Here is a 22,001-nt window from a genome sequence, read left to right as displayed (position 1 = left end):
TCAGAGCGGGATGATCATCGGCGTGCCGGTCACCGGGTCGGGGTCGACGCGGGCGGCGAGACCAAAGGCGGTCTGCAGGTTGTCGGCGGTCAGCACCTCCCAGGGGGCACCAGTGGCAACGAGCCCGTCGCGGCCCAGCAGCACCAGCCGGTCCGAGAAGCGCGCGGCGAGGTTGAGATCGTGCAGCACCGAGATCACCGTGATCCCGGCTTCGCGGTTGCGCCGCCGCAGCAGCGCCAGAACGTCGATCTGGTGCACGAGATCGAGGTAGGTGGTCGGCTCGTCGAGCAGCAGCAGCGGCGCCGCCTGCGCCAGCACCAGTGCGATCCAGGCCCGCTGGCGTTGCCCGCCCGACAGCTCGCCGAGGGGGCGTTCGGCAAAGGCGGTCATCTGCACGGCGGCGAGCGCCTCGGCGCAGGCGGATGCATCCTCTGCGCGCCAGGGGGTGAAGAGTCCGCGCCAGGGGGTGCGGCCGCGCTTCACCAGATCGGCGACAGTGATGCCCTCGGGGGCGATGGGGGCCTGCGGAAGGATCGCCATCTCGCGGGCCAGCGCGCGGGTGTCGCGGCGGTGGATGTCCTGGCCGTCGAGCGTCACCCGTCCGGCGGCAGGCTCCAGCAAACGGGCCATGGCGCGCAGCAGCGTGGACTTGCCGCAGCCGTTGGGACCGAGGATCGCCGTCATCTCGCCGCGCGGCAGGTCGAGCGACAGCTCCGAGATCACCGGGCGCTCGGCGTAGCCCAGCGAGAGGCCTTCGGCCCGCAGGCCCGACGTGTGCAGATCGAGGCTCATAGCTCGCCTTTCTCCATTTCGCGCGACAGGCGCCAAAGCAGGTAGGGGGCGCCCAGAAGGCCGGTCATCACCCCGGCGGGAAGCTGGATGCCCGGCAGCGCGGCGCGGGCGGCAAGATCGGCGACGACCAGCACCAGCGCCCCGGTGCCTGCCGCCGCCAGCATCCGGCCCGGCAGCCGCCCTGCGCCGGTGATCCGCGCGCCGAGCGGGCCGGCCATCAGCGCGATGAAGGGCACCGGCCCGGCCACCGCGACGCCCGCGGCCGCCAGCAGCACCGCGGTTCCGGCGAGCGCGAGTCGCGCACGCCCGACCCGCAGACCAAGCCCCGCGGCCAGGTCCTCGCCCAGCTCCAGCGCGGCGAGTCGGCGCAGCTGCGCCAGTGCCAGCGCCGCCAGCACGGCCCCGATCCCGCAGACCTGTGCCACATGGCCCCAGTCTCGCGCCGCCAGCGAGCCGGTCAGCCAGCGCTGCGCCTCGGTGGCCTGGGTGTGCGGCAGCAACGTCAGCAGGAAGCTCGACAGCGCCGAGGCCAGAAAGCCGATGCCGAGCCCGACGAGGATCATCGTCAGCGGCGGTGTCGCATGGCCCCTGCGGTGCGAGAGCAGCACGACCAGCAGCGCCGCGACAAGCCCGCCTCCGGCCGCCAGCAGCGGCATCGGCAGGGCAAGACCAAGCGCGATGGCGGCAATGATGGTCAGCCCGGCCCCGGCGGTGAAGCCCATGATATCGGGGGCCGCCAGCGGGTTGCGGAACAGCGTCTGGAACAGCGCTCCCGACAGCCCCAGCACGGCCCCTGCGCCGAGCGCGGTCAGAACGCGCGGGCCGCGGATCGTTGCCAGCACCAGCGCGCCGGGTCCCTCTCCCGTGGACAGGCCCTGCCAGAGCAGCGCCGGGCTCAGCCGAACCTGTCCCAGCATCAGCGCCGCCAGCGTCGCGGCGAGCAGCAGCAGGCAGAGGGTCAGCGCGCCTCTCATGCGCTGGCACCGGGGCGCAGTCGCCGCGCCACCCAGAGGAACACCGGACCGCCAATCAGGGCCGTCATGATGCCCGCGCGCACTTCGGCCGGGGGCATGACGACGCGGCCCAGCGTGTCGGCGAAAAGCAGCAGCGCCGCGCCGAGCAGGGCCGAGGCGACAAGCTCTTGGCGCAATGCATGGCCCGCCACGAGCCGCGCGAGCGGCGGCACCATGAGACCGAGGAAGGCGATCGGCCCGGCCACGGCCACGGCTGCCCCGGTGCAGAGCGTCACCACGGCCAGCGCCGCCGCCTGCACACGGCGCGGCTTGGTTCCGAGCCCGCGCGACAGGGCCGAGCCCAGCGACAGCGCCTCGATTTGGGGTGCGATGGCCAGGGCGAAAAGGCCACCGGCCCCGGCGATCAGCGCCATCTCGGCGAGCGGACGGCTGTCCGCCTGCGTCAGCGACCCGGCCACCCAGAAGCGGAACATGTCGAGCGTGTCCTGCCGGACCAGAACGATGGCGGTGACCAGCGACAGCAGCAGCGCGTTGAGCGCCGCGCCGGCCAGCGTCAGCCGCACCGGGCCGACGTCGCCGCGCAGCCCGCCACCCAGCACGAAGACCAGCGCCGAGGCCAGCGCCGCGCCGGGGAAGGTCAGCAGCGCCACCGAGGACTCGCCCGCGGTGCCGAACACGGTTGCCCCGATCAGCAGCGCGAAGGCGGCGCCGGAGTTCACCCCGAGGATACCGGGATCGGCCAGCGGGTTGCGGGTCATCACCTGCATCACCGTGCCGGCGATGCCGAGGGCGCCACCGGCGATCAGCCCGGCCGCCAGCCGTGGCAGGCGGATCGCCATCATCGTCACGTGGTCGGGATTGGTCGGGTCGTAGGCCCGCAGCGCCTCGAGCGCCACGGCGGGTGTCACCGGGCGCGCACCGACCGACAGCGCGAGCACCAGCGCCAGCGCCAGAAGCGCGCAGAGGCCGAGCAGGCGGATCATCAGAGCAGGCCAGCCTCTTGGGCGCTCGGCACGAGGGTGGTCGGATCGCCATCGACGGCAGCGGCGATCTCGGGCTCAAGCCGGTCAAGCGCAAAGGGCATCGACAGCACGCTGCCGAAGGAGAGCGCCCCCGACAGCAGCCCGTCACAGTATAGCTCGCGCCCCTCGGCGTGGGCGCGCAGGGTGCGGCGCATGGCAAGCCCGGCAAGATCGTCCGGTTGGCCTCCCGCGGTGATCCACATCAGCAGATCGGCATCGATGGGCGAAAGGTCCTCGGGCGAGAGCGCGGCGTAGAACCCGTCGTCGCTTTGCATCTGCGCCAGCGCCTCGGGCAGGTGGAAGCCCATCTCGCGCAGCACCTGCACGCGGCTGTCGCCGCCGAGAAAGGCGCTGGTCTGCCCGCCGCCGTGCCAGGCGCAGACAGCGCTGCGTCCTTGCCAGTCGGGGTGGCGGTCGCGCAGGGCCACGAACCGCCCGCGCAGATCGGTGATCAGCGCTTCGGCCCGGCCCTCGGTGCCGGTGGCGCGGGCGATCATGCGCAGTTCGGCGTCCCAGGGCATGCCGTAGGTTTCATACTCCGCCGCGTGCATGAGCACCGGCGCGATCTGCGACAGCAGCGCGTATTCCGCCTGCGAGATGCCCGAGCCGATGGCCACGATGAGATCGGGCGCCAGTCCCGCGACCGTTTCGATCGACACTTCGCCGCGCATCACCTGCGGCGCGGCACCGCGCAGCAGCGGCTGCGCCCAGGGCCAGACGCCGGAGGGGTAATCGCCATACCAGTCCCGGATCGCCACCGGCACGACCCCCAGCGCCAGCAGGCTGTCCTGCGAGGTATAGCCGAGCGAGACGACACGCGCCGCGGGGGCAGGCAGCGCCGTCGTGCCGTAGGCGTGCTCGAAGCTCAACTCCCCGGCGGCCGCCGTCAGCCGCGGCGCGGCAAGCAGGCAGCCGGCTCCGGCGATGAAGCCGCGGCGCCTGAAGCTGGCGAAAGGTGTGTGCATGCGGTCTCCTTGCGCGGGTCTGGAGCCGGCGGACGGGCCCTCGCGCGCTTTATCCAAGCTAATTAGTCGGGATTTGCGGCAAGGAAAAGCCCCTTTGCCGTCAAGGCAAAGGGGCGTCGCGCAGCAGTGATCGGTCGGGTCGCGCTCAACCGGCGGCGCAGGTCGCGATACGGTGCGCCATGTCCTCGATCAGCGCCGGGTAGAAACCGGGACCGGGCTCGATCCTGGCACCGAGCGGATCGAGCTCCGCGACCGGCGTGCCGGCCCCTTCGGTCACGGCGGCGATCAGGCGCGGGTCAAATTGCGGCTCGGCAAAGACGCAGGCCGTGGCCGCGCCCTTCAGGGCATCGCGCAAGGCGTCGAGCCGCGCCGGGCTGGGTGCAGTGGCATCCGACAGCGAAATCGCGCCGAGGACGGTCAGACCGAAGCTGTCCTCATAGTATTGGAAGGCGTCGTGGAAGACGACGAAGTTGCTGTCCCGCGCCGGTGCCAGGATGGCCTCGGCCCTGGTCCGCGCCTCGGCGATGCGGGCCTGCGCGGCCTCGGCATTGGCAGCGTAGGTCTGCGCGTTGTCGGGGTCGAGCGTCGCAAGGGTCTCGGCGATCGCGCTCAACCAGGTTGCGGCATTGTCCACGGAAAGCCAGGCGTGCGGGTCGTCGCCCTCGTGGTGGTGTCCCTCGGCGTCGTGGCCGTGGTCGTCGTGGTCCTCGTGTGCGTGGTCCTCGTGATCCTCGTGGTCATGATCGCCGTGTCCGCCATGGTCATCGTCGTGGTCATGATCCCCTCCGGGTTCGGCGAAGAGCACGTCGTTGCGGGCTTGCAGATGCCGGGTACCGGGCAGGTCGAAGAGCGCGACCGCGCTGCTGCCTGCGGCAATCGAGTCGATCTTGCGGGCGAGATCGGGGCTCAACTCCTCGCCGATCCAGAAAATCGCGTCCGCCTGCTGAAGTGCGCGCGCCTCGGAGGGTTTCAGCGCATGGCTGTGCGGCGAGGCTCCGGCCGGAATAAGCAACTCGGGCGTGCCAAGTTCGCCCATGACGCTGGCCACCAGTCCCTGCACGGGGGCGATGTCGGTGACCACCTTGGGGACTTCGGCAATGGCGGGGCCGGCAAACAGCAGGGCGGGGAGGAGGTAACGGTACATCGGGGCCTCTTGGATGGTGGTGCTGGAATCAGGATATGTTATAAAGTAACAACAGGCGGGGTTGATATCGGCAACGCTATAACATATCAACCCCCATCTACCGCGGTCCGGATCACGGGACCGAGATGTCAGGCATCAGGGCAGGCGACATGACAGAGCATACCGATCCGCTCGGCTTCACCCAGCACGACCACGCGCATTGCCGCGACCACGCCCTTCAGGCGGCGGAAGAGACCTGCGCCCGCGAGGGACTGTCGCTGACCAAGCAGCGCAGACGGGTGCTCGAATTGCTGCTGCGCAAGCACAAGGCCATGGGGGCCTACGAGCTTCTCGACGCCATGCGCGACGACGGCCAGCCGGCGCAGCCGCCGACGGTCTATCGCGCCTTGGATTTCCTCGTCAGCAACGGCTTCGCGCACAAGATCGAGCGGCTCAACGCCTTTGTCGCCTGCGCCCATCCCGGCGAGCGGCACAAGCCGGCCTTCCTGCTGTGCAGCGCCTGCGGGCTTGTGGCCGAGATGCCCTCGCAGGCCATCGGCGCGGCGGTGAAGGCCGCGGCCGAGGAGCTGGATTTCGCGCTGGAACGCATGGTGGTCGAGGCCGAGGGCCTCTGCCCGCAGTGCCGCGGGGCCGCCGCATGAAGCTCATCGCGGCGCAGGGGTTGCAGGTCAGCCTCGGCGAACACCCGGTATTGCAGGGGGTGGATTTCCACGTCGACCCCGGAGAAATCGTCACCATCGTCGGGCCGAACGGCTCAGGCAAGTCGACGCTGCTGCGCACGCTGATCGGCGCGGTGAAGCCGCAGGCGGGCAAGGTGACCCGCAAGCCCGGGCTTCGGCTCGGCTACGTGCCGCAGAAGTTGCAGATCGACGCAACCCTGCCGCTGACCGTGGCGCGCTTCCTGTCGCTGCCGCACCGGATCAGCCGCGCCGAGGGTCGCGCGGCGCTGGAGGAGGCCGGGGCGGGGGCCTTGGAAGGCCGGCCCATGTCGGGGCTTTCGGGCGGCCAGTTCCAGCGTGTGCTGCTGGCGCGGGCCATCCTCGGCAAACCCGAGGTGCTGCTGCTCGACGAGCCGACGCAGGGGCTCGACCAGCCGGGCTCGGCGGCCTTCTACCGGCAGATCGAACAGATCCGCGCGCGGCTCGGCTGCGCGGTGGTCATGGTCAGCCACGAGCTGCACGTGGTGATGAGCGCGTCCGACCGGGTGGTTTGCCTCAACGGCCACGTCTGCTGCCAGGGCCATCCCGAGACGGTGGCGCAGGCGGCGGAGTACCGGGCGCTCTTCGGCACCGGAACCCATGGCGCGCTGGCGCTCTACCGGCACGAGCATACCCACACGCACGACCATGCCCACGATCATGGACATGATCATGCGCATGACCACCACCACGATCACGCGGGACACGGGCACTGATGCTGGACGATTTCCTTGTACGCGCGGCGCTTGCGGGGCTCGGCCTCGCGCTGGCCGCGGCGCCGCTCGGCTGCTTCGTGTCGTGGCGGCGGATGGCCAATTTCGGCGACGCCACCGCCCATGCGGCGATCCTCGGCGTGGCGCTGTCGCTGGCGCTGTCGCTGCCGGTCTTTGCCGGCACGCTGTTCGTGGCGCTTGTCATGGCTGTGCTGGTCGGCGCATTGAGCGAGCGCGGCCTCGGCATCGACACGGTGCTCGGGGTGCTGGCCCACGGCGCGCTGGCGATCGGCCTCGTGGCGATCACCTTCGTGCCCGGCGCACGGCTCGATCTCTCGGCCTATCTCTTCGGCGACATCCTCGCGGTGACCAAGAGTGACCTCGCGGTGATCTGGGGCGGGGCGGCGCTGGTGCTGGGACTGCTGATCTGGCGCTGGCAGGCGCTGCTGACCGCGACGCTCTCGCCCGATCTTGCCCATGCCAGCGGCATTGACCCGCGGCTTGAGGGCCGGGTGCTGACCGTGGCGCTGGCGCTTACGGTGGCGGTGGCGATCAAGGTGGTGGGCGTGCTGCTGATCGGGGCGATGCTGCTGATCCCGGCCGCCGCGGCGCGGCCCTTTGCCCGCACGCCCGAGGCAATGGCGCTGCTGGCGGCGGGCATCGGCGGGGTCTCGGCGCTGGCCGGGCTGGAAGGCGCGCTGGTGTTCGACACGCCGGCGGGGCCGAGCATGGTCTGCGCCGCGACGCTGATCTTCGCGGTGACAGCGAGCTTCGGGGCGCTGCGCGGACGGCGCTGAAACGCAGGGATGCCCTCGGCGTGTCAGCGCCAGAGATGCGCCTGAGAGGCGAGCAGGCCCTGAAGCTTGGACAGCAGGCGGTTGTGCAGGCCGATGCGGGGAAGGGCGCCGCTCTCCAGCCGCTCGGCGACCACTTCCACCGTGCAGGGCAGCCCGCTCACCGGGTCGCGGTACCGAGGGTAGGCGATGAGCGTCGCGTGGACGAGCGCTTCGAGCGTCGGGCGCTGGCCTGACAGGCGGCGTGGCGGGATCGGTCCGAGATCGCGCGTCAGCCCCCATCCTGCATAGAAGGGCGCGCCGAGCGTTGTGACGCGAACGCCGCGCAGCAGCGCCTCGAAGCCGGTGAGCGAGGTCATCGTCCAGACCTCCTGTACCTGCCGCAGCAGCGCGCCCATGTCGGTCCCTTCGACGGTCAGATCGGCCCATCGCTCGGGGCGCTCCACGGTGCCTTTGCGCAGCCCGGCGGTGACGTCGGGATGCGGCTTCCACAGCAGCACGGCATCGGGGTTTTCGGCGCGGGTGCGGGCGAGCAGGTCGGCGTTGCTCTGCATGTCGGGGCTGCCGAGGCGGATCGAGGCGTCGTCCTCGACCTGACCCACCACGAGAATGCGGTGCCCCTCGGGCAGCGCGGGCGGCGGAGCGCCAAGGTTGTACTTCGTCAGCCCCGCTCCGGTCAGCCGCGCGATGAGCCGCTGCGTACGCTCCTGCTGGTCGGGGCGCAACGCGGGCGTGGCGGCGAGGATCCGTTCGAGCCGCGAGGGGCGGGTGGGGTCGTAGTAGATACCCAGATCGTCGAGCACGAGCGACAGCGGCGGCACCAGCTCGGCCCCCAGTCCGCGCGAGCGCAGGAAGCCGTCCTCGACCCGCGCGACGTCGCCTGCGGCCTTGCTGGCCCAGGCCATGTGGCGGCGGCCTGTCTGTTTGGCCTGCGCCTTGGCGACCGAGGCCTCTGCGAAGACCATCCCCTTCTGGCCGCCAAAGAAGCCCTGCAGGGCCCCCCGCTTCCACAGCCGCATGCCCGAGGCAACCCAGCCTTGGTGATCCTCGCGCCATGCGCGCGTCTGCGCCTCTAGCGCGCCGAGCGCGTCCTCGAAAGTGCAGAGCGCGTCGCGGCAGGGGTCGTACCACGTCGGGGAGAGGATCATCGCCGCGGCGAAGAGTTGCGCGCGGGTCAGGTTGCGGCCGCGGCGGGGCAAGGGCGTCTCGTCCTGTGTCAGCCCCCACCCGGCGTAGAAGGGCGTGCCGAAAACACGCGGGCGGTGCCCGGCGAGGATCGCCTCGAAGCCCATCTGCGAGCTGACCGTGTAGACGGCGACGGCCCCCTCGAGCAGCGCCCAGGGCGAGACGGGGTCGGCGCAAAGGCTGATCCGCCCCTGCGCGTCCTCGGACGTGAAATGCCCGGCCCGCAGGCCCTGCGCGGTCTCGGGGTGGGTCTTGATGACGATGCGCGCGCCGGGGTTCTCTTCCTGCGCCCAGTAGAGCATTTCCAGAAACCGGTTGCGGTCTCCTCCCGAGGCACGCACCGAAGCGTCGCCCTGGGTCTGGTCGATGACCAGCACGTAGCCGGGCTGCGGCACGGGGTGCGCGGGGTCGAAACCGGTGTACTTGGTCAGATGCGCCTCGCGCATCCGGGCGATGCCGCCGCGGGCGCGCTGCAGCAGGGCGTGGTCGTCGAGCGGATGGGTGGCCAGCAGCGTTTCCAGATCCGAAGGTGCGCTTGCGTCGAAATGCACGCCGCTGTGGTCGAGCAGCAGGCCGAGCGGCGGCTCGCCCTTGCGGCCCGGGTTCAGCGAGCGCAGGAAGGCATCCTCGATCCGCAACAGCGGAGCGCCATGACGCGCCGCCATGGCCTCGGCGCGCGCCGCATAGGGCGACTGGCCCCAGACGCCGACATGGTCGTCGGCCGAGGGCCGGCCCAGCGAAATCTTCCAGCCCGCCAGAGACAGGATCCGCCGCAGTCGGGGCTGGGTCAGGAAACCGCCGGTGTAGACATAGAGACGCCGGGGGATTTCTCCCCCGGCGCTGCCCTGTCCCTCGTTATGATTATTCAGGGCGCTTATCCGGTTCAGTTGGTCACCGCGTCGCGGACGGTCGAGACGGTGGCGATGGCGGTCAGCGTGCCGGTCAGCGAGGTGATCGCCTTGCTCCACTGCGCGTAGGGTGCCTCGGTCACGTAGAGCGTGTCCTGGTCGCGCACCACGAAGTCGCGTGCCATGAACATGCCGTTGGGTTTGGTCAGGTCGAGCACGTAGACCATGCGCTGCGCGCCGATCAGGTCGCTGCGGCCGAGCACCTGGTTGGCGATGTCGGCGGGCTCGTTGCGGAAGATGAAGACGCCGGTCGGGTCCGAGGCCGAGGGCACCAGCCCGCCGACCTGCGCGATGGCCTCGACGGCGGAAAGCGTCTGCGTCTCGAAGGGCACGCGGGCCTGCGTGCCGGTGGCGCCGAGCGCGGTGAAGGCGCGGGTGTCCTCCTCGACGAGGATGCGGTCGCCGCCGCGCAGGGCGATGTCGTAGCGCGGGTTCTTGTAGAGGTCCTGGAACCAGATCTTGCCCTGGTTGCCGCCACGCAGAACGGTGATCTGGGCGATCTCGGGCTCGATGGTGATGCCGCCGGCGCGGGCGAGCATGGACGAGAGCGTGCGGGTCGGACGCTCGATGGCGTAGACGCCCTGACCGCCGACCGCGCCGACGAGGCTCACGGTCGAGCCGTCACCGGCAAGGCGGCGCACCTCGACCTGCGGGTCGGGGGTCTGGTCCTGGAGCTTGTCGGTGATGATCCGGCGCACGGTCTCGGGCGAGTTGCCCGAGGCCTTGATGCGGCCCGCGTAGGGCACGAAGATGAAGCCCGAGCCATCCACCTGCACCTCTTCGAGCGCGGTGGCATTGGTCTCGGCGGCGGCCAGCAGCCCGTCGTCGACGTTTTCCCAGATCGTCAGGCCGAGCGTGTCGCCGGGCTGGATGGTGTCGGAGCCGACGAGGCCGGCCCCCTGGAACTGGTCGGAAAAGCCGAGCGCGGGCACGACGGCGGTGGCGCGGGTCACCCGGTCGTTCACCGAAACGATGAAGGCGTCGCCTTCGCGCTGCACGGAACCGGCGTAGATTTCACCCTTGTTCGGACCGACGCGCGGCAGGGCGCAGGATGCCAGAATCGACACTGCGGCCAGAAGGGCGGCGGATTTCGCCCATCGGGAGCGGGACTGTTTCACGGCTCGGTCTCCTCGACCTGTTCTTATCTGCCTCAGGTTTTTTGCGTAAGGTACGGAAAACCGGATTCAAAAGCGAGTCCGGCCTTTGCGCGGCGTCAGCGGACCAGCCGCAACTGTTGCCGCGGAGCCGCGGTGCCGTTGCGCAGCGCCTCGTAGGGATCGTCTGGCGAGAGCATCATGTCGACGACCTGCCGCAGAAGTTGTCTGCGCCCGCGTGAGGCGTAGAATCCTCCCGGAATCTGGCTGGTTTCAAGCAGATACCGCCGATAGTCCTTGTAGGCGCGGCTGTCGGGGCGGGTTGGCTGGGCAAAGAACTCGGGCAGCGGTTGGTCGGAGACGAATTCGGGCTTGGCGTAGACCGCGCGGCCGAAGGTCCTGAGCGGAATGCCGCGCCAGAGCACCTGCTGCCCGGCCGTGGAGTTCACCGTCACCGCGCTGCGCGCGTCGTCGAGCAGCTTGGCAAGCTTGCCGCCGGGGACGAAATGCACCCGTTCGAGGATGCCGAGACGGCGTGCGGCCGTGGCGATCATCCGGCGCAGCGGCAGCTGGCCGTTCTCCAGCGGGTGGGCCTTGAAGACCAGGTGATGATGACCCGGCGCACCCTTGGCGAAGCCCTCGAGCACGAGGTCGACGAACTCGGCCATGCTGTCGAAGGGCGAATGCTGGCGGAAGCTGGAATCGTGCTCGAGCTGCAGCAGTACGAGGTGGTAGGGGTAGCCGCCACGGCGGACGCGCAGGGTTTCGAGAAAGCGTTCGATCCGGGTCAGCGGCATCAGCAGCAGGCGCTTCAGGTAGAGCTGGAACTCGCGGGCCACCGGCAGATCGCGGTGGGCACGGAAGCCCGCGTAATCGCCGTTCCGGAACATCACGAACCAATGGTAGAGCGCGCCGTAGAAGATGTGCTGGCGCATGTCGCCCCAGTGGCCCGGGGGCAGCGGGGCTTCCATGTCCGAGCGTTCGAGCGCCTCGCGCATGTCGCCAACGCCCATCTCCATCAGCCGCGAATGGCCGTTGGCACCGCCGCGCTCGTAGGTCACCCAGTAGGGGCGCATGTAGCCTTCCTCGAAGACATGGATGCGCAGCCCGCGGCGGCGGGCCTCGGCGATGGCCTCGGCATGGATGCCGCGGGTGTCGCCGTAGAGCACGAGGTCGCTGACCCGCTTCTCATCGAGCAGCGCGGCAAAACGCGCGGGCCAGTCCTCGGGGCTGGCGGAATAGGGCAGGTAGCTCTCGCCGTGGAACCAGAAGGCGCGGTCACCGGCGTTGAAGCCGACCCGCCAGACCTCGGCGCCGGTGCGGCGCAGCATCGCGCCGAGGCGATGGAAAAACGGCCCGTGCGGCCCCTGCAGGAAGAGGAAGACGCGGCGCGGCGGCGCGGCTGTATGCTCTGCGGTTGCCTTGGACATGGGCACTCGTTAAGGATCGGCCTACTCGTAAGGGGTTGGCGTCCGGCCCATTGGCGCGGTGGCTCTCCCTAGCGGCAGTATTTGACCAAAATAAGGCCCTTGGCCAGTGTGCAGGGCCTGCGAGAGGATTTGCAGATGTTCACCGGCATCGTCACCGACATGGGGGAAATCCGGGCGCTCGAGCAGGCGGGCGACCTGACCGCACGGATCGGCACCGCCTATGACACCGCGGGGATCGAGATTGGCGCGTCGATCGCTTGCGATGGCGTCTGCCTGACCGTCGTCACGCTGGGCGAAGACTGGTTCGACGTGCAGATCAGCGCAGAGACCCTGTCGAAGACCAACCTCGGTGGCTGGGAGCCCGGCAAGCGGGTCAACCTCGAGCGTGCGCTGAAGGTCGGCGACGAGCTGGGCGGGCACATCGTTTCGGGCCACGTCGACGGGCTGGCCGAGGTGGTGTCGGTGAAGGACGAGGGCGACAGCACCCGCGTGCAGCTGCGGGCACCCGACGAGCTGGCGAAGTTCATCGCGTCCAAGGGCTCGGTGGCGCTGAACGGCACCTCGCTGACCGTGAACGAGGTGCAGGGGGTGGTCTTCGGCATCAACTTCATTCCGCACACCAAGGAGGTGACCACCTGGGGCGGCGTGAAACTGGGCGACAAGGTCAACCTCGAGATCGACACCATGGCCCGCTACGTGGCGCGCCTGCGCGAGATGAGCTGAGGCGTCCGCCTTTCCAAGGCGGCCTTTGCGCTGTTGAAACGCCCGCCGGGATGCCCCCGGCGGGCGTCTTGCGTCTTGCGTCTGCGGGATTGCGGTGCGCCGGCGCGTGGAAGGCGAGAAACATAAGATTGTCTGAGAAATAGCCGGTCGCGGGATCGTGAGCGGCATGTTTCCGCCATTGTCGCGGCGCAGGGTGGTTTGCGAAACACACGGCCCCATATGAAAGATCAGCGCCCCGGACGATCAGGCAACAAGAAGGACGCCACGATGAATTTTCGCCACTGGATACTCTGCGCCGCCGCCTTGCTTTCGCTGACCGCGGCCCTTGGGTTCTTCCCCAAGAACGATCAGGCCGAGGCGCCGGGGTACGAAATAACCCGCAGCATCCCTCATGCCGAGTCGCGCAAGCCCGACGCGCTGCTCTGAGCGCGGTGCGGCGCGCCTGATACGGCGCGCAGGCAGGACTCCCATGGCGTTGCCCCTATTGACCTTCGCGGTATTGACCTTCCCGGCTGACAAGCGCCTGATGCCCGCATGAGTCACCATCACCATCACCACCACGTGGATCCCGAGGCTGGCGATTTCCGCATGGCCATGGCGGTCGCGGTGAACATGCTGCTCACGGTTGCGCAGGTGGTGGGCGGCATCCTCTCCGGCAGTCTGGCGATGATCGCCGATGCGCTGCACAATTTCTCGGATGCGATCTCGCTGATCATCGCGGCGCTGGCCCGCAAGATCGCACGCCGCCCGGCCAATGCCGAGATGCCCTTCGGATATGCCCGCGCCGAGACCGTCGCGGCGCTGATCAACTACACCACGCTGATCGTCATCGGCGTCTACCTGATGATCGAGGCGATCCTGCGGTTCCTCTCGCCCGAGCCGGTCGAGGGCTGGATGGTGGTGATCATCGCCGCCGTGGCGCTTGTGATCGACGTGGTGACCGCGCTGCTGACCTATTCGATGTCGAAAGGCAGCCAGAACATCCGCGCGGCGTTTCTGCACAACGTGGCGGATGCCATGGGTTCGCTGGCGGTGATCCTTGCGGGGACGCTGATCCTGCTCTTCGGCTGGACTTGGATTGACCCGCTGGTGACGCTGTTGATCGCCGGATACATCCTGTGGATGGCCCTTGCCGAGATCGGCGCGGTGATCCGCGTGCTGATGCTGGGCAGCCCGCCGGACGTGGTGCCGGCGCAGGTGATCGAGGCGGCGCAGGCGATCGAGGGTGTGGCAGGCCTGCACAAGGCGCATCTGTGGCAGGTCGACGAACACACCGCGGCGCTGCAGGCCCATCTCGTCGTGGACGAGGGGGCCTGGGCCCGCGCCGACGGCATCAAGACGGCGGTGAAGAAAGAGATGCAGACCCGCTTCGGGCTGCGGCACGTGACGCTGGAACTGGAATGCAGCCGGCACAGTTGCGCGTCGCCGCAGGACTGGGGGGGCGCATGAGCGGGGGAATCGGCGCGGCAGCCCTTGCAGCCCCTTTGGCCCGACACTAAGACTCGTTTAACGCGCGCGCGCTAGGCACCATTTGGACAAGACACAGCAGGCAGGCGAAGATGAAAGATCCTTTTGAAACGTACATGAACACCCTCGTCCCCATGGTCGTCGAGCAGACCAGCCGCGGCGAGCGGGCCTACGACATTTTCTCGCGCCTGCTGAAGGAGCGCATCATCTTCCTCTCGGGGCCCGTGCATGACGGGATGTCCTCGCTGATCGTGGCGCAGCTGCTGCACCTCGAGGCCGAGAACCCGAGCAAGGAAATCTCGATGTACATCAACAGCCCCGGCGGCGTGGTGACCTCGGGCCTGTCGATCTACGACACGATGCAGTACATCAAGCCGAAGGTCTCGACGCTGGTGATCGGCCAGGCGGCCTCGATGGGCTCGCTGCTGCTGGCGGCGGGCGAGCCGGGCATGCGCTTCTCGCTGCCCAACAGCCGCGTCATGGTGCACCAGCCCTCGGGCGGCTACCAGGGCCAGGCGACCGACATCATGATCCACGCCGAGGAGACGCTGAAGCTGAAGCGCCGCCTCAACGAGATCTACGTCAAGCATTGCGGCCGCACGCTCGAAGAGGTCGAGCGGGCGCTCGAACGCGACAATTTCATGTCGCCCGAGGATGCCAAGGAATGGGGCCTCATCGACGAGATCGTCGAGAAGCGCGGCAGCGCAGACGCGGCGTAACCCGCCGTGCGTGCCGCGCGCCAACCCGCGCGCGGCGATTTTTGACATTGTGGACCGGAAAGGCCTGTCCTAGACTTTCCGGACTTGGCAGAGACGATAGGCCTCGTCGGGGCAACGGCCCCGACCAATGCGAACACAAGGCCTGGAAAGGTGCGACATGGCGACGAACTCCGGCGGCGACAGCAAGAACACTCTGTACTGCAGCTTCTGCGGCAAGAGCCAGCATGAGGTGCGCAAGCTGATCGCGGGACCGACCGTCTTCATCTGCGACGAATGCGTCGAGCTCTGCATGGATATCATCCGCGAGGAGACCAAGGGCGCTGGCCTGAAGTCTTCCGATGGGGTTCCCACGCCGCGCGAGATCTGTGACGTCCTGGACGATTACGTCATCGGCCAGATGAAGGCGAAGCGCGTGCTCTCGGTGGCCGTGCACAATCACTACAAGCGGCTCAATCACTCGCAGAAGAGCGGGGATATCGAGCTGGCGAAATCCAACATCCTGCTGATCGGCCCGACCGGTTGCGGCAAGACGCTGCTGGCCCAGACGCTGGCGCGCATTCTTGACGTGCCCTTCACCATGGCCGATGCAACCACGCTGACCGAAGCCGGCTACGTGGGCGAGGATGTCGAGAACATCATCCTCAAGCTGCTGCAGTCGAGCGAGTACAACGTCGAGCGGGCGCAGCGCGGCATCGTCTACATCGACGAGGTCGACAAGATCACCCGCAAGTCCGAGAACCCCTCGATCACCCGCGACGTGTCGGGCGAGGGCGTGCAGCAGGCGCTGCTGAAGCTGATGGAAGGCACCGTGGCCTCGGTTCCGCCGCAGGGCGGCCGCAAGCACCCGCAGCAGGAATTCCTGCAGGTGGACACGACCAACATCCTGTTCATCTGCGGTGGCGCCTTTGCCGGTCTCGACCGGATCATCGCGCAGCGCGGCAAGGGCTCGGCCATGGGCTTCGGTGCCGATGTGCGCGACCCCGACCAGCGCGGCACCGGCGAGATCTTCAAGGAACTCGAGCCCGAGGACCTTCTGAAGTTCGGCCTGATCCCGGAATTCGTCGGCCGTCTGCCGGTGATCGCCACGCTCGAGGACCTCGACGAGGACGCGCTGGTGACCATCCTCACTCAGCCGAAGAACGCCCTGGTCAAGCAGTACCAGCGCCTCTTCGAGATGGAGGACACCACGCTGACCTTCACCGACGATGCGCTCTCGGCCATCGCCAAGAAGGCGATCGCGCGCAAGACTGGCGCCCGTGGCCTGCGCTCGATCCTCGAAGGCATCCTGCTCGACACGATGTTCGAACTGCCGGGCATGGCTGATGTGACCGAAGTGGTGGTGAACGAGGAATCGGTGAATGCCGACGCCAAGCCCCTTCTGATCTACGCAGATCCGAAGAAGGAACCAGCTTCCGCGGGCTGACACGAGTTGTAGTGAGTGACTGTCTGGTATGGGTAAATGACGTGGATTCTGGCGCAGCTGGTACAGAATGCTTTGAAGATGCTTGCCGTCGTGGCAGGCATTTTCTTTTTGGGAGGTTGGGCATGGTTTGCCTACTTCCAGGGCCGCGATTGGGATGCGCGGAGCGTCATCCCGGTCGCCCATGATGGGCTGACCCATCATAAGAGCGCCTCGGTTCTGCCCGGCCAGGGCGGTGGCGACACACCGGATCCGGAAAGCTATGCGCGGCAGGTCTTCGGGAAGATGCTTCCGATCCAGACGGTGCTTGCCAGCAAGAGCGCGGGCGAGGGCGTTCCGGGATGCAGCTATGCCATCATCCGCACCGGCACCGGCATCGCCCGCACGCCGCCAACCTCGGCGCTGGGAACGGCGCCGTGGGCGCGGTTTGGCGGCGATTGGCGGCAGACCCCCGAGCGCGTCTTCGGCACGTTTCCGGTAGACGCTCTGGCTGAATGCCGGGGCGAGTGGCAGGCAGGGCTCGCCGACGAATTGCAGCAGGTGCTGGATGGGACCGGAAACTGGTACATGCGCAGCGCCTCGGGCGAAGATCTTCACATCTATTCGGCCGAGGGCCGCGTTGCGGCGCGCATCCGGCACGGGAGCTGACGCAATATGACCATCAGGCGCATTTCCTCGGGCGGGGAGTTCGAGGCGAAGATCGGCTATTGCCGCGCCGTGGTGGCGGGCGGCTTCGTGCATGTCGCGGGTACGGTTGGCCAGGGCGACACGGTGGTCGAGCAATGCCGCGCGGCGCTGGCCACCATAGAGAAGGCATTGGCCGAGGCCGGGGCGAGCTTTGCCGACGCGGTGCGGGTGACGTACTACCTGCCCGATGCCGCCGAGTTCGAACCGTGCTGGCCGTTGTTGCGCGCCGCGTTCGGAGACAATCCGCCGGTGGCGACGATGATCGAGGCGGCGCTGATCGACCCGAAATTCCGGATCGAAATTGAATTGACCGCACTCGCCCCGGCCTGAGGCGGCGCGCGCATCGTCGCCGCTGGACCTCGGCGGCGGATTTGGTCATACACGGAACAGGATCAAGCGAGGAGTCGTCCATGGGCATTCTCAACACGCTGCTGCGGGCCGTCACCTGGTGGAACGGGGCGACGCTGAACACCCAGCTCTACACGTCCCGCAAGGGCCAGCGCGTCGGCGAGGACGAGCAAGGGAACGTCTTCTACCAGACCAAGGACGGCAAGCGCCGCTGGGTCATGTACAATGGCGAAGCCGAGGCCACCCGCGTCAGCCCTGATTGGCACGGCTGGCTGCACCACACCTTCGCGCTGCCGCCGACCGAGCGCCCGCTGCCGCACAAGGCGTGGGAAAAGCCGCATGTCGAGAACCTGACCGGCACCGCGCTCGCCTATGCCCCCAAGGGCTCGATCCGGCGACCCGAGCCGGCCCCGCGTCGCGATTACGAGGCATGGAGCCCTGAATAAGGGCGCGGATTGACCCGATGTCGCATTCTGCAACAGAGGTGATCGTCGGCGGGCTGGTGCTGGCCGGGGCCGTCGCCTTCGGTGCCTATGCGGTCAGCGCCACCGCGTTCTCGGCCGGAGGCAACAAGGGCTATCCTCTGAGCGCCAGCTTCCGCTCGCTCGAAGGGATCACCGTCGGCAGCGACGTGCGTCTCGCGGGGGTCAAGGTCGGCTCGGTCAGCGAGATCCGCCTCAATCCGGAAACCTATCGCGCCGACATGACGTTGAAGGTGCAGGAGGGGGTCCAGCTGCCCGACGACAGCTCGATCGTGATTTCCTCCGAGGGGCTCCTGGGCGGCAATTTCGTCGAGATCAGCCCCGGCGGCTCGCCTTTCTACTACGGGCCGGGCGATGAGGTGCTGGACACGCAGGGCTCGGTCAGCCTGATTTCCCTGCTCTTGAAATACGTCGCAGGAGGCAGCGAATGAAACGTGCTCTGGCAGGAGTTCTGATGCTCGTGGCAACGGTCGCCGGGGCTCAGGAAGCCACCGAGGAAGGCTCCGGCGCAACGCTGCGCGGGCTCGACAAGCTGACCGGTCGGGTGACTGATCTGGACGTGGCTTCGGGAAGCAGCGTGAGCTTCGGGCGTATCGAGATCGCGCTTCAGGAGTGCCGCTATCCGCAGGGCGACAAGGTCGGTGATGCGTTTGCCTTCCTGACCATCCGCGAGGCGGGCAAGCCCGATCCGGCATTCCGAGGCTGGATGATCGCTTCGTCCCCGGCGCTCAACCCGATGGATCACCAGCGCTACGACGTCTGGGTGCTGCGCTGCACCACCTCCTGACCTGAGGCCGCCAGCGGTGTGCCGGCAAGATCCGGCGTGACCAGCAACGCCGTCGCCAGCTGCGCGCGGTACTGCTGGCGCGGGATCTCGATCGCGCCAAGCGAGGCGAGGTGCTCGGTCAGGAACTGCGTGTCGAAAAGGATGAACCCCGCGCGCCGCAGCAGGTCGATCAGCCACGCCAGCGCGATCTTCGAGCCATCGCGGCGGCGCGAGAACATCGACTCGCCGCAGAAGGCGCCGCCGACCTCCAGGCCGTAGACCCCGCCGACCAGTTCGCCCGCCATCCAGACCTCGATGGAATGGGCATGGCCGCGGTGGTGCAGCTCGGTGAAAAGCGCGCGGATCTCTGAATTGATCCAGGTCTCGCGTCGGTCGGCGCAGGCGTCGATCACCCCGGCGAAATCCCGGTCGAAAGTGACCTCGTAGTCGCCCTTGCGCAGTCGCCGCGCGAGACTGCGCGAGATGCGCAATCCCGTCATCGGGATGATCCCCCGGCGGCGCGGATCGACCCAGAACAGCTCGGGATCGTCGCGGTGCTCGGCCATGGGGAAGATGCCGGCGCGATAGGCCTGCAGCAGCAGCTCGGGGCTAAGAGTCATGCGGCCCCTCCCCGAGGTCGGGAAGGGGCCGCAAAAGAGGGTCGCTCCGCTTTGCTCACGCGCGGATCAGGCGTCGGCGAGCTTGCTGGCAAGCCACTTCTCGAGCCAGTGGATCGAGTAGTTGCCGGTCTGGATGTCCTTCTCCTGCAGCAGGGCGGAGAAGAGCGGCAGCGTGGTGTCGACGCCGTCGACGATCAGCTCGCCAAGCGCGCGGTCGAGCCGCGACAGCGCCTCGTTCCGGTCGCGCCCGTGCACGATCAGCTTGCCGATCAGGCTGTCGTAATAGGGCGGGATCGAGTAGCCCTGATAGAGCGCGCTGTCCATCCGCACGCCCAGACCGCCCGGTGCATGGTACTGGGTGATCTTGCCGGGGCAGGGCGCGAAGGTCGGCAGACGCTCGGCGTTGATCCGCACCTCGATCGCATGGCCGTTGATCTCGAGCTCGTCCTGCCCGAAGGACAGATCCATGCCCGAAGCGACGCGGATCTGCTCGCGCACGAGGTCCACGCCGAAGATCGCCTCGGTCACCGGGTGCTCCACTTGCAGGCGGGTGTTCATCTCGATGAAGTAGAACTCGCCGTCCTCGTAGAGGAACTCGATGGTGCCGGCGCCGGTGTAGTTGATCTTGGCCACGGCGTCCGCGCAGACCTTGCCGATGCGCGCGCGCTCCTCGGGGGTGATGCAGGGGCCGGGAGCCTCTTCGAAGACCTTCTGGTGGCGGCGCTGCAGCGAGCAGTCGCGCTCGCCGAGGTGGACCGCCTTGCCCTTGCCGTCGCCGAAGACCTGGATCTCGATGTGGCGCGGGCGCTGGAGGTACTTCTCGATGTAGACCTCGTCGTTGCCGAAGGCGGCCTTGCCCTCTGCACGCGCGGTCTGGAAGGCGCGCTCCATCTCGGCTTCGGAATTCGCGACCTTCATGCCGCGTCCGCCGCCGCCGGCGGTGGCCTTGATGATCACCGGGTAGCCGATGTCGCGGCCGACCTGCTTTGCGGTCTCGAGGTCGGGCACGCCGCCGTCCGAGCCGGGCACGCAGGGCACGCCAAGCGCCTTCATCGTGTCCTTGGCGGTGATCTTGTCACCCATGACGCGGATGTGCTCGGCGGTCGGGCCGATGAAGGTGAGGCCGTGGTCCTCGACCATCTGCACGAAGCGGGCGTTTTCGGACAGGAAGCCGTAGCCCGGGTGGATCGCCTGGGCACCGGTGACTTCGCAGGCCGAGATGATGGCGGCCGGCGACAGGTAGCTTTCCGACGACGGGGCGGGCCCGATGCAGATCGTCTCGTCGGCCATGCGCACGTGCATGGCGTCGGCGTCCGCCGTCGAGTGGACCGCCACCGAGGCGATGCCCATCTCGCGGCAGGCGCGGATCACGCGGAGCGCGATCTCGCCACGGTTCGCGATGAGGATTTTGTCGAACATGGCTGCCTCTTACTCGAGGATGACCAGCGGGGCGCCGTATTCGACCGGGGCGCCATCCTCGACGAGGATGCGCTTCACCGTGCCCGCGCGCGGGGCGGGGATGTGGTTCATGGTCTTCATCGCCTCGACGATGACCAGCGTGTCGCCTTCCTTGACCTGCGCGCCGACCGAGATGAACGACGGGGCGCCGGGTTCGGGCTGCATGTAGACGGTGCCGACCATCGGCGAGGTGACGGCGCCGGGATGCGCGGCCGGATCCTCGGGCAGCTCTGCCGCGGGGGCGGCTGCGGCCGGGGCGGCGGCGGGGGCTGCGGCCGGTGCCGCTGCGACGGTGGCGGCCACCGGGGCCTGCGGTTGCATGCGGCTCACCCGGACATTGAGGCTGTCCTCTTCGCCGTATTCGCGCTTGACCTGCAGTTCGGTCAGGTCGTTTTCACGGAGCAGTTCAGCCAGTGCCTTGATGAAGGCCACGTCGGCTTCGTGGTTGTCTTTGCTCATGCGGTCCTCGCCGGTGTTATGCTGGGCCCGGTCTCTGCGGGGCCTGATGATTTCGCGCTTATAGGACAAGCTTTGGCGCATGAAAAGCGAGGCGGTGCGGGAAAACCGGCAGGAGGGGGGCGGGAGTCGAAGGATTTCGGCCCGTGATCGGGGCTGAAATCCGGGGCGAAGGGCAGAGATTGCGAAGGTGACGGGACGGCGGCGGCTGTCTCAACTTTTGCCGGGACGCATGCCCGCCAGCGTCTTTGCCTCCGAATCAGTGCCATAGCCGTGCTCGGCCAGCCCCAGGGCCGGTGCAAGCGCCGGTGCCGCGAAATCCGTCCTGTCGCCGTGCACCTGCGATGTCGCCGGCTGTGGCTCGGCGCGGGGCACGTCTTCATCTTCGCGCGGACCCGCGGGACGCGACGCATCCGGAAGTCCGGGGATCGCTGCATCGGCGCGGAGTGGAGCGGGGACATCTTGTTCGGGCGCGTCGGGACGTCCGGCCCCGACCGCCGCGGGGGGCTCACCGGTCTGTGGCGGGGCCGTCGCGGTGGCGGTGGGGGAGGCGGCCTCCGTTTCAGCCTCGGGACTGCTCGGCGCGGCCACGGACATGCGGGCGATGGCCTTGTCGCGCAACTCCTTCAGCAGCGCCTCGGCCTGTTCCTCGAGCAGGGCCGAGATGCGGATTTGCATGATGGAGGGCGGGGCCACGTGGTTCGCCGGATCGGGCAGGCCGGTCAGGCTACGCCAGAAGCTGGCGGGCGGCTGGCCCTCGGTGCCGTGATCGGCGGCGTGGTCCGTGTCGGATGCGGACTGTTCTTTGACCGGTTGCACCCTGGTTTCCTCGGCCGTTCTGACCGGGGCGCCGGGCAAGCCGAGGGGATGCCCGGTGGCCAGAGGTGCCACCACCTGGGGAACACCTGTCAACTGCATCGAAATGCTCCGTCTGCTATCGGCCCCACGGGATCGAGAGTAGCACAAGCCGGGTGCGGCGGCAGCAGGATCGCTCGGATTTTTCCCAGTTTTCGGTAAACCGGTTAACCGCAGATCAAGATGCGCGCCGTGAAAAGGTGCGATAGTGCCCCCGCGCGTGGTGTAGGAGCGTCGACCTTCGGAGAGGTCCGGGTCTGATCAGGATGCCACGGCGGGCA

25 protein-coding genes are annotated in these 22,001 nt (G+C 68.3%); 13 read left to right on the top strand and 12 right to left on the bottom strand.

The features are described 5' to 3' along the window. The 5 genes from IQ782_RS21425 to IQ782_RS21405 all read right to left on the bottom strand — a co-directional run bounded on the left by IQ782_RS21425 (nucleotide 1) and on the right by IQ782_RS21405 (nucleotide 4,897). Complete coding sequence (locus IQ782_RS21425; protein WP_194136713.1) at nucleotides 1–792, bottom strand: ABC transporter ATP-binding protein; 792 nt, start codon at nucleotides 790–792, stop codon at nucleotides 1–3. After that, nucleotides 789–1,766: a FecCD family ABC transporter permease gene (locus IQ782_RS21420; protein ID WP_194136712.1), complete on the bottom strand. Its 978-nt coding sequence runs from the start codon at nucleotides 1,764–1,766 to the stop codon at nucleotides 789–791. Before IQ782_RS21420 ends, IQ782_RS21425 begins: the two co-directional genes overlap by 4 nt. Continuing rightward, a complete protein-coding gene (locus IQ782_RS21415) occupies nucleotides 1,763–2,749 on the bottom strand; it encodes a FecCD family ABC transporter permease (RefSeq protein WP_194136711.1) in 987 nt (328 codons plus the stop codon). Before IQ782_RS21415 ends, IQ782_RS21420 begins: the two co-directional genes overlap by 4 nt. Then, complete coding sequence (locus IQ782_RS21410) at nucleotides 2,749–3,753, bottom strand: ABC transporter substrate-binding protein (RefSeq protein WP_194136710.1); 1,005 nt, start codon at nucleotides 3,751–3,753, stop codon at nucleotides 2,749–2,751. The genes IQ782_RS21415 and IQ782_RS21410 overlap by 1 nt, the downstream gene beginning before the upstream one ends. Before the next feature lie 145 nt (nucleotides 3,754–3,898). Then, nucleotides 3,899–4,897, bottom strand: a complete 999-nt coding sequence (locus IQ782_RS21405) for a zinc ABC transporter substrate-binding protein (RefSeq protein WP_194136709.1) — start codon at nucleotides 4,895–4,897, stop codon at nucleotides 3,899–3,901. 149 nt (nucleotides 4,898–5,046) lie between these two features. Between IQ782_RS21405 and IQ782_RS21400 the strand changes: the two genes are divergently transcribed. The 3 genes from IQ782_RS21400 to IQ782_RS21390 are packed head-to-tail and all read left to right on the top strand — an operon-like array spanning nucleotide 5,047 to nucleotide 7,105. Next, the gene (locus IQ782_RS21400; protein WP_194136708.1) at nucleotides 5,047–5,538 is read left to right on the top strand and encodes a transcriptional repressor; all 492 of its coding nucleotides are present in this window, start codon (nucleotides 5,047–5,049) and stop codon (nucleotides 5,536–5,538) included. Beyond that, the gene (locus IQ782_RS21395; RefSeq protein WP_194136707.1) at nucleotides 5,535–6,311 is read left to right on the top strand and encodes an ATP-binding cassette domain-containing protein; all 777 of its coding nucleotides are present in this window, start codon (nucleotides 5,535–5,537) and stop codon (nucleotides 6,309–6,311) included. The genes IQ782_RS21400 and IQ782_RS21395 overlap by 4 nt, the downstream gene beginning before the upstream one ends. Further along, nucleotides 6,311–7,105, top strand: coding sequence for a metal ABC transporter permease (locus IQ782_RS21390; RefSeq protein ID WP_194136706.1), 795 nt, complete (start codon nucleotides 6,311–6,313; stop codon nucleotides 7,103–7,105). The genes IQ782_RS21395 and IQ782_RS21390 overlap by 1 nt, the downstream gene beginning before the upstream one ends. Nucleotides 7,106–7,128: 23 nt before the next feature. Here the strand turns inward: IQ782_RS21390 and IQ782_RS21385 are convergent, their stop codons facing one another. The 3 genes from IQ782_RS21385 to IQ782_RS21375 form a co-directional block, all read right to left on the bottom strand. Then, entirely contained in the window at nucleotides 7,129–9,156 is a 2,028-nt protein-coding gene (locus IQ782_RS21385; protein WP_240989476.1) for a capsular polysaccharide biosynthesis protein, read from the bottom strand. A 14-nt stretch (nucleotides 9,157–9,170) separates the two neighbouring features. After that, the gene (locus tag IQ782_RS21380; RefSeq protein WP_092425433.1) at nucleotides 9,171–10,313 is read right to left on the bottom strand and encodes a polysaccharide biosynthesis/export family protein; all 1,143 of its coding nucleotides are present in this window, start codon (nucleotides 10,311–10,313) and stop codon (nucleotides 9,171–9,173) included. 95 nt (nucleotides 10,314–10,408) lie between these two features. Beyond that, nucleotides 10,409–11,719, bottom strand: a complete 1,311-nt coding sequence (locus IQ782_RS21375; protein WP_194136705.1) for a capsule biosynthesis protein — start codon at nucleotides 11,717–11,719, stop codon at nucleotides 10,409–10,411. Nucleotides 11,720–11,854: 135 nt separating this feature from the next. On the opposite strand from IQ782_RS21375, the gene IQ782_RS21370 reads away from it, so the two are divergent. The 10 genes from IQ782_RS21370 to IQ782_RS21325 all read left to right on the top strand — a co-directional run bounded on the left by IQ782_RS21370 (nucleotide 11,855) and on the right by IQ782_RS21325 (nucleotide 18,352). Then, nucleotides 11,855–12,442, top strand: a complete 588-nt coding sequence (locus IQ782_RS21370; RefSeq protein WP_194136704.1) for a riboflavin synthase — start codon at nucleotides 11,855–11,857, stop codon at nucleotides 12,440–12,442. Nucleotides 12,443–12,709: 267 nt separating this feature from the next. Then, the gene (locus tag IQ782_RS21365) at nucleotides 12,710–12,868 is read left to right on the top strand and encodes a hypothetical protein (protein WP_194136703.1); all 159 of its coding nucleotides are present in this window, start codon (nucleotides 12,710–12,712) and stop codon (nucleotides 12,866–12,868) included. Between the two features lie 108 nt (nucleotides 12,869–12,976). Continuing rightward, nucleotides 12,977–13,891, top strand: coding sequence for a cation diffusion facilitator family transporter (locus IQ782_RS21360; protein WP_194136702.1), 915 nt, complete (start codon nucleotides 12,977–12,979; stop codon nucleotides 13,889–13,891). A gap of 110 nt (nucleotides 13,892–14,001) precedes the next feature. Next, nucleotides 14,002–14,628 (top strand): ATP-dependent Clp protease proteolytic subunit, encoded by a 627-nt coding sequence (locus IQ782_RS21355; protein WP_194136701.1) that lies wholly within the window; start codon nucleotides 14,002–14,004, stop codon nucleotides 14,626–14,628. Between the two features lie 157 nt (nucleotides 14,629–14,785). Continuing rightward, entirely contained in the window at nucleotides 14,786–16,051 is a 1,266-nt protein-coding gene (gene clpX / locus IQ782_RS21350) for an ATP-dependent Clp protease ATP-binding subunit ClpX (protein WP_108966444.1), read from the top strand. Between the two features lie 36 nt (nucleotides 16,052–16,087). Continuing rightward, nucleotides 16,088–16,696 (top strand): hypothetical protein, encoded by a 609-nt coding sequence (locus tag IQ782_RS21345; RefSeq protein WP_194136700.1) that lies wholly within the window; start codon nucleotides 16,088–16,090, stop codon nucleotides 16,694–16,696. Between the two features lie 6 nt (nucleotides 16,697–16,702). Continuing rightward, on the top strand, nucleotides 16,703–17,065 hold the full coding sequence (locus tag IQ782_RS21340) for a RidA family protein (protein ID WP_194136699.1): 363 nt from the start codon (nucleotides 16,703–16,705) through the stop codon (nucleotides 17,063–17,065). Between the two features lie 80 nt (nucleotides 17,066–17,145). Next, nucleotides 17,146–17,529 (top strand): NADH:ubiquinone oxidoreductase subunit NDUFA12, encoded by a 384-nt coding sequence (locus IQ782_RS21335; RefSeq protein ID WP_194136698.1) that lies wholly within the window; start codon nucleotides 17,146–17,148, stop codon nucleotides 17,527–17,529. A 17-nt stretch (nucleotides 17,530–17,546) separates the two neighbouring features. Continuing rightward, nucleotides 17,547–17,996, top strand: a complete 450-nt coding sequence (gene mlaD / locus IQ782_RS21330) for an outer membrane lipid asymmetry maintenance protein MlaD (RefSeq protein WP_194136697.1) — start codon at nucleotides 17,547–17,549, stop codon at nucleotides 17,994–17,996. Continuing rightward, nucleotides 17,993–18,352 carry a DUF2155 domain-containing protein gene (locus IQ782_RS21325; RefSeq protein ID WP_194136696.1) on the top strand — a complete coding sequence of 120 codons (360 nt, stop codon included), beginning with the start codon at nucleotides 17,993–17,995 and terminating at the stop codon, nucleotides 18,350–18,352. The genes mlaD and IQ782_RS21325 overlap by 4 nt, the downstream gene beginning before the upstream one ends. Here the strand turns inward: IQ782_RS21325 and aat are convergent. The 4 genes from aat to IQ782_RS21305 form a co-directional block, all read right to left on the bottom strand. Further along, nucleotides 18,316–18,951, bottom strand: a complete 636-nt coding sequence (gene aat, locus IQ782_RS21320) for a leucyl/phenylalanyl-tRNA--protein transferase (RefSeq protein ID WP_194136695.1) — start codon at nucleotides 18,949–18,951, stop codon at nucleotides 18,316–18,318. The genes IQ782_RS21325 and aat overlap by 37 nt on opposite strands. A gap of 66 nt (nucleotides 18,952–19,017) precedes the next feature. Continuing rightward, entirely contained in the window at nucleotides 19,018–20,370 is a 1,353-nt protein-coding gene (gene accC / locus IQ782_RS21315) for an acetyl-CoA carboxylase biotin carboxylase subunit (protein WP_194136694.1), read from the bottom strand. Nucleotides 20,371–20,379: 9 nt separating this feature from the next. Next, nucleotides 20,380–20,868, bottom strand: coding sequence for an acetyl-CoA carboxylase biotin carboxyl carrier protein (gene accB, locus IQ782_RS21310; RefSeq protein WP_194136693.1), 489 nt, complete (start codon nucleotides 20,866–20,868; stop codon nucleotides 20,380–20,382). Nucleotides 20,869–21,078: 210 nt separating this feature from the next. Then, on the bottom strand, nucleotides 21,079–21,684 hold the full coding sequence (locus IQ782_RS21305; RefSeq protein ID WP_194136692.1) for a hypothetical protein: 606 nt from the start codon (nucleotides 21,682–21,684) through the stop codon (nucleotides 21,079–21,081). Nucleotides 21,685–22,001: the final 317 nt, after the last annotated feature.

The organism is Salipiger mangrovisoli (assembly GCF_015223355.1).
Taxonomy (GTDB): Bacteria; Pseudomonadota; Alphaproteobacteria; order Rhodobacterales; family Rhodobacteraceae; genus Salipiger; species Salipiger mangrovisoli.
Note: the sequence above shows the minus strand (reverse complement) of the source record. Positions and strands in the feature narration are given on the sequence as shown.

What these genes read in the sequence shown, in the direction of transcription:
- IQ782_RS21425 (WP_194136713.1), bottom strand. Translation starts at nt 792, where the DNA reads ATGAGCCTCGATCTGCACACGTCGGGCCTGCGGGCCGAAGGCCTCTCG.
- IQ782_RS21420 (WP_194136712.1), bottom strand. Translation starts at nt 1,766, where the DNA reads ATGAGAGGCGCGCTGACCCTCTGCCTGCTGCTGCTCGCCGCGACGCTG.
- IQ782_RS21415 (WP_194136711.1), bottom strand. Translation starts at nt 2,749, where the DNA reads ATGATCCGCCTGCTCGGCCTCTGCGCGCTTCTGGCGCTGGCGCTGGTG.
- IQ782_RS21410 (WP_194136710.1), bottom strand. Translation starts at nt 3,753, where the DNA reads ATGCACACACCTTTCGCCAGCTTCAGGCGCCGCGGCTTCATCGCCGGA.
- IQ782_RS21405 (WP_194136709.1), bottom strand. Translation starts at nt 4,897, where the DNA reads ATGTACCGTTACCTCCTCCCCGCCCTGCTGTTTGCCGGCCCCGCCATT.
- IQ782_RS21400 (WP_194136708.1), top strand. Translation starts at nt 5,047, where the DNA reads ATGACAGAGCATACCGATCCGCTCGGCTTCACCCAGCACGACCACGCG.
- IQ782_RS21395 (WP_194136707.1), top strand. Translation starts at nt 5,535, where the DNA reads ATGAAGCTCATCGCGGCGCAGGGGTTGCAGGTCAGCCTCGGCGAACAC.
- IQ782_RS21390 (WP_194136706.1), top strand. Translation starts at nt 6,311, where the DNA reads ATGCTGGACGATTTCCTTGTACGCGCGGCGCTTGCGGGGCTCGGCCTC.
- IQ782_RS21375 (WP_194136705.1), bottom strand. Translation starts at nt 11,719, where the DNA reads ATGTCCAAGGCAACCGCAGAGCATACAGCCGCGCCGCCGCGCCGCGTC.
- IQ782_RS21370 (WP_194136704.1), top strand. Translation starts at nt 11,855, where the DNA reads ATGTTCACCGGCATCGTCACCGACATGGGGGAAATCCGGGCGCTCGAG.
- IQ782_RS21365 (WP_194136703.1), top strand. Translation starts at nt 12,710, where the DNA reads ATGAATTTTCGCCACTGGATACTCTGCGCCGCCGCCTTGCTTTCGCTG.
- IQ782_RS21360 (WP_194136702.1), top strand. Translation starts at nt 12,977, where the DNA reads ATGAGTCACCATCACCATCACCACCACGTGGATCCCGAGGCTGGCGAT.
- IQ782_RS21355 (WP_194136701.1), top strand. Translation starts at nt 14,002, where the DNA reads ATGAAAGATCCTTTTGAAACGTACATGAACACCCTCGTCCCCATGGTC.
- clpX (WP_108966444.1), top strand. Translation starts at nt 14,786, where the DNA reads ATGGCGACGAACTCCGGCGGCGACAGCAAGAACACTCTGTACTGCAGC.
- IQ782_RS21345 (WP_194136700.1), top strand. Translation starts at nt 16,088, where the DNA reads ATGACGTGGATTCTGGCGCAGCTGGTACAGAATGCTTTGAAGATGCTT.
- IQ782_RS21340 (WP_194136699.1), top strand. Translation starts at nt 16,703, where the DNA reads ATGACCATCAGGCGCATTTCCTCGGGCGGGGAGTTCGAGGCGAAGATC.
- IQ782_RS21335 (WP_194136698.1), top strand. Translation starts at nt 17,146, where the DNA reads ATGGGCATTCTCAACACGCTGCTGCGGGCCGTCACCTGGTGGAACGGG.
- mlaD (WP_194136697.1), top strand. Translation starts at nt 17,547, where the DNA reads ATGTCGCATTCTGCAACAGAGGTGATCGTCGGCGGGCTGGTGCTGGCC.
- IQ782_RS21325 (WP_194136696.1), top strand. Translation starts at nt 17,993, where the DNA reads ATGAAACGTGCTCTGGCAGGAGTTCTGATGCTCGTGGCAACGGTCGCC.
- aat (WP_194136695.1), bottom strand. Translation starts at nt 18,951, where the DNA reads ATGACTCTTAGCCCCGAGCTGCTGCTGCAGGCCTATCGCGCCGGCATC.
- accC (WP_194136694.1), bottom strand. Translation starts at nt 20,370, where the DNA reads ATGTTCGACAAAATCCTCATCGCGAACCGTGGCGAGATCGCGCTCCGC.
- accB (WP_194136693.1), bottom strand. Translation starts at nt 20,868, where the DNA reads ATGAGCAAAGACAACCACGAAGCCGACGTGGCCTTCATCAAGGCACTG.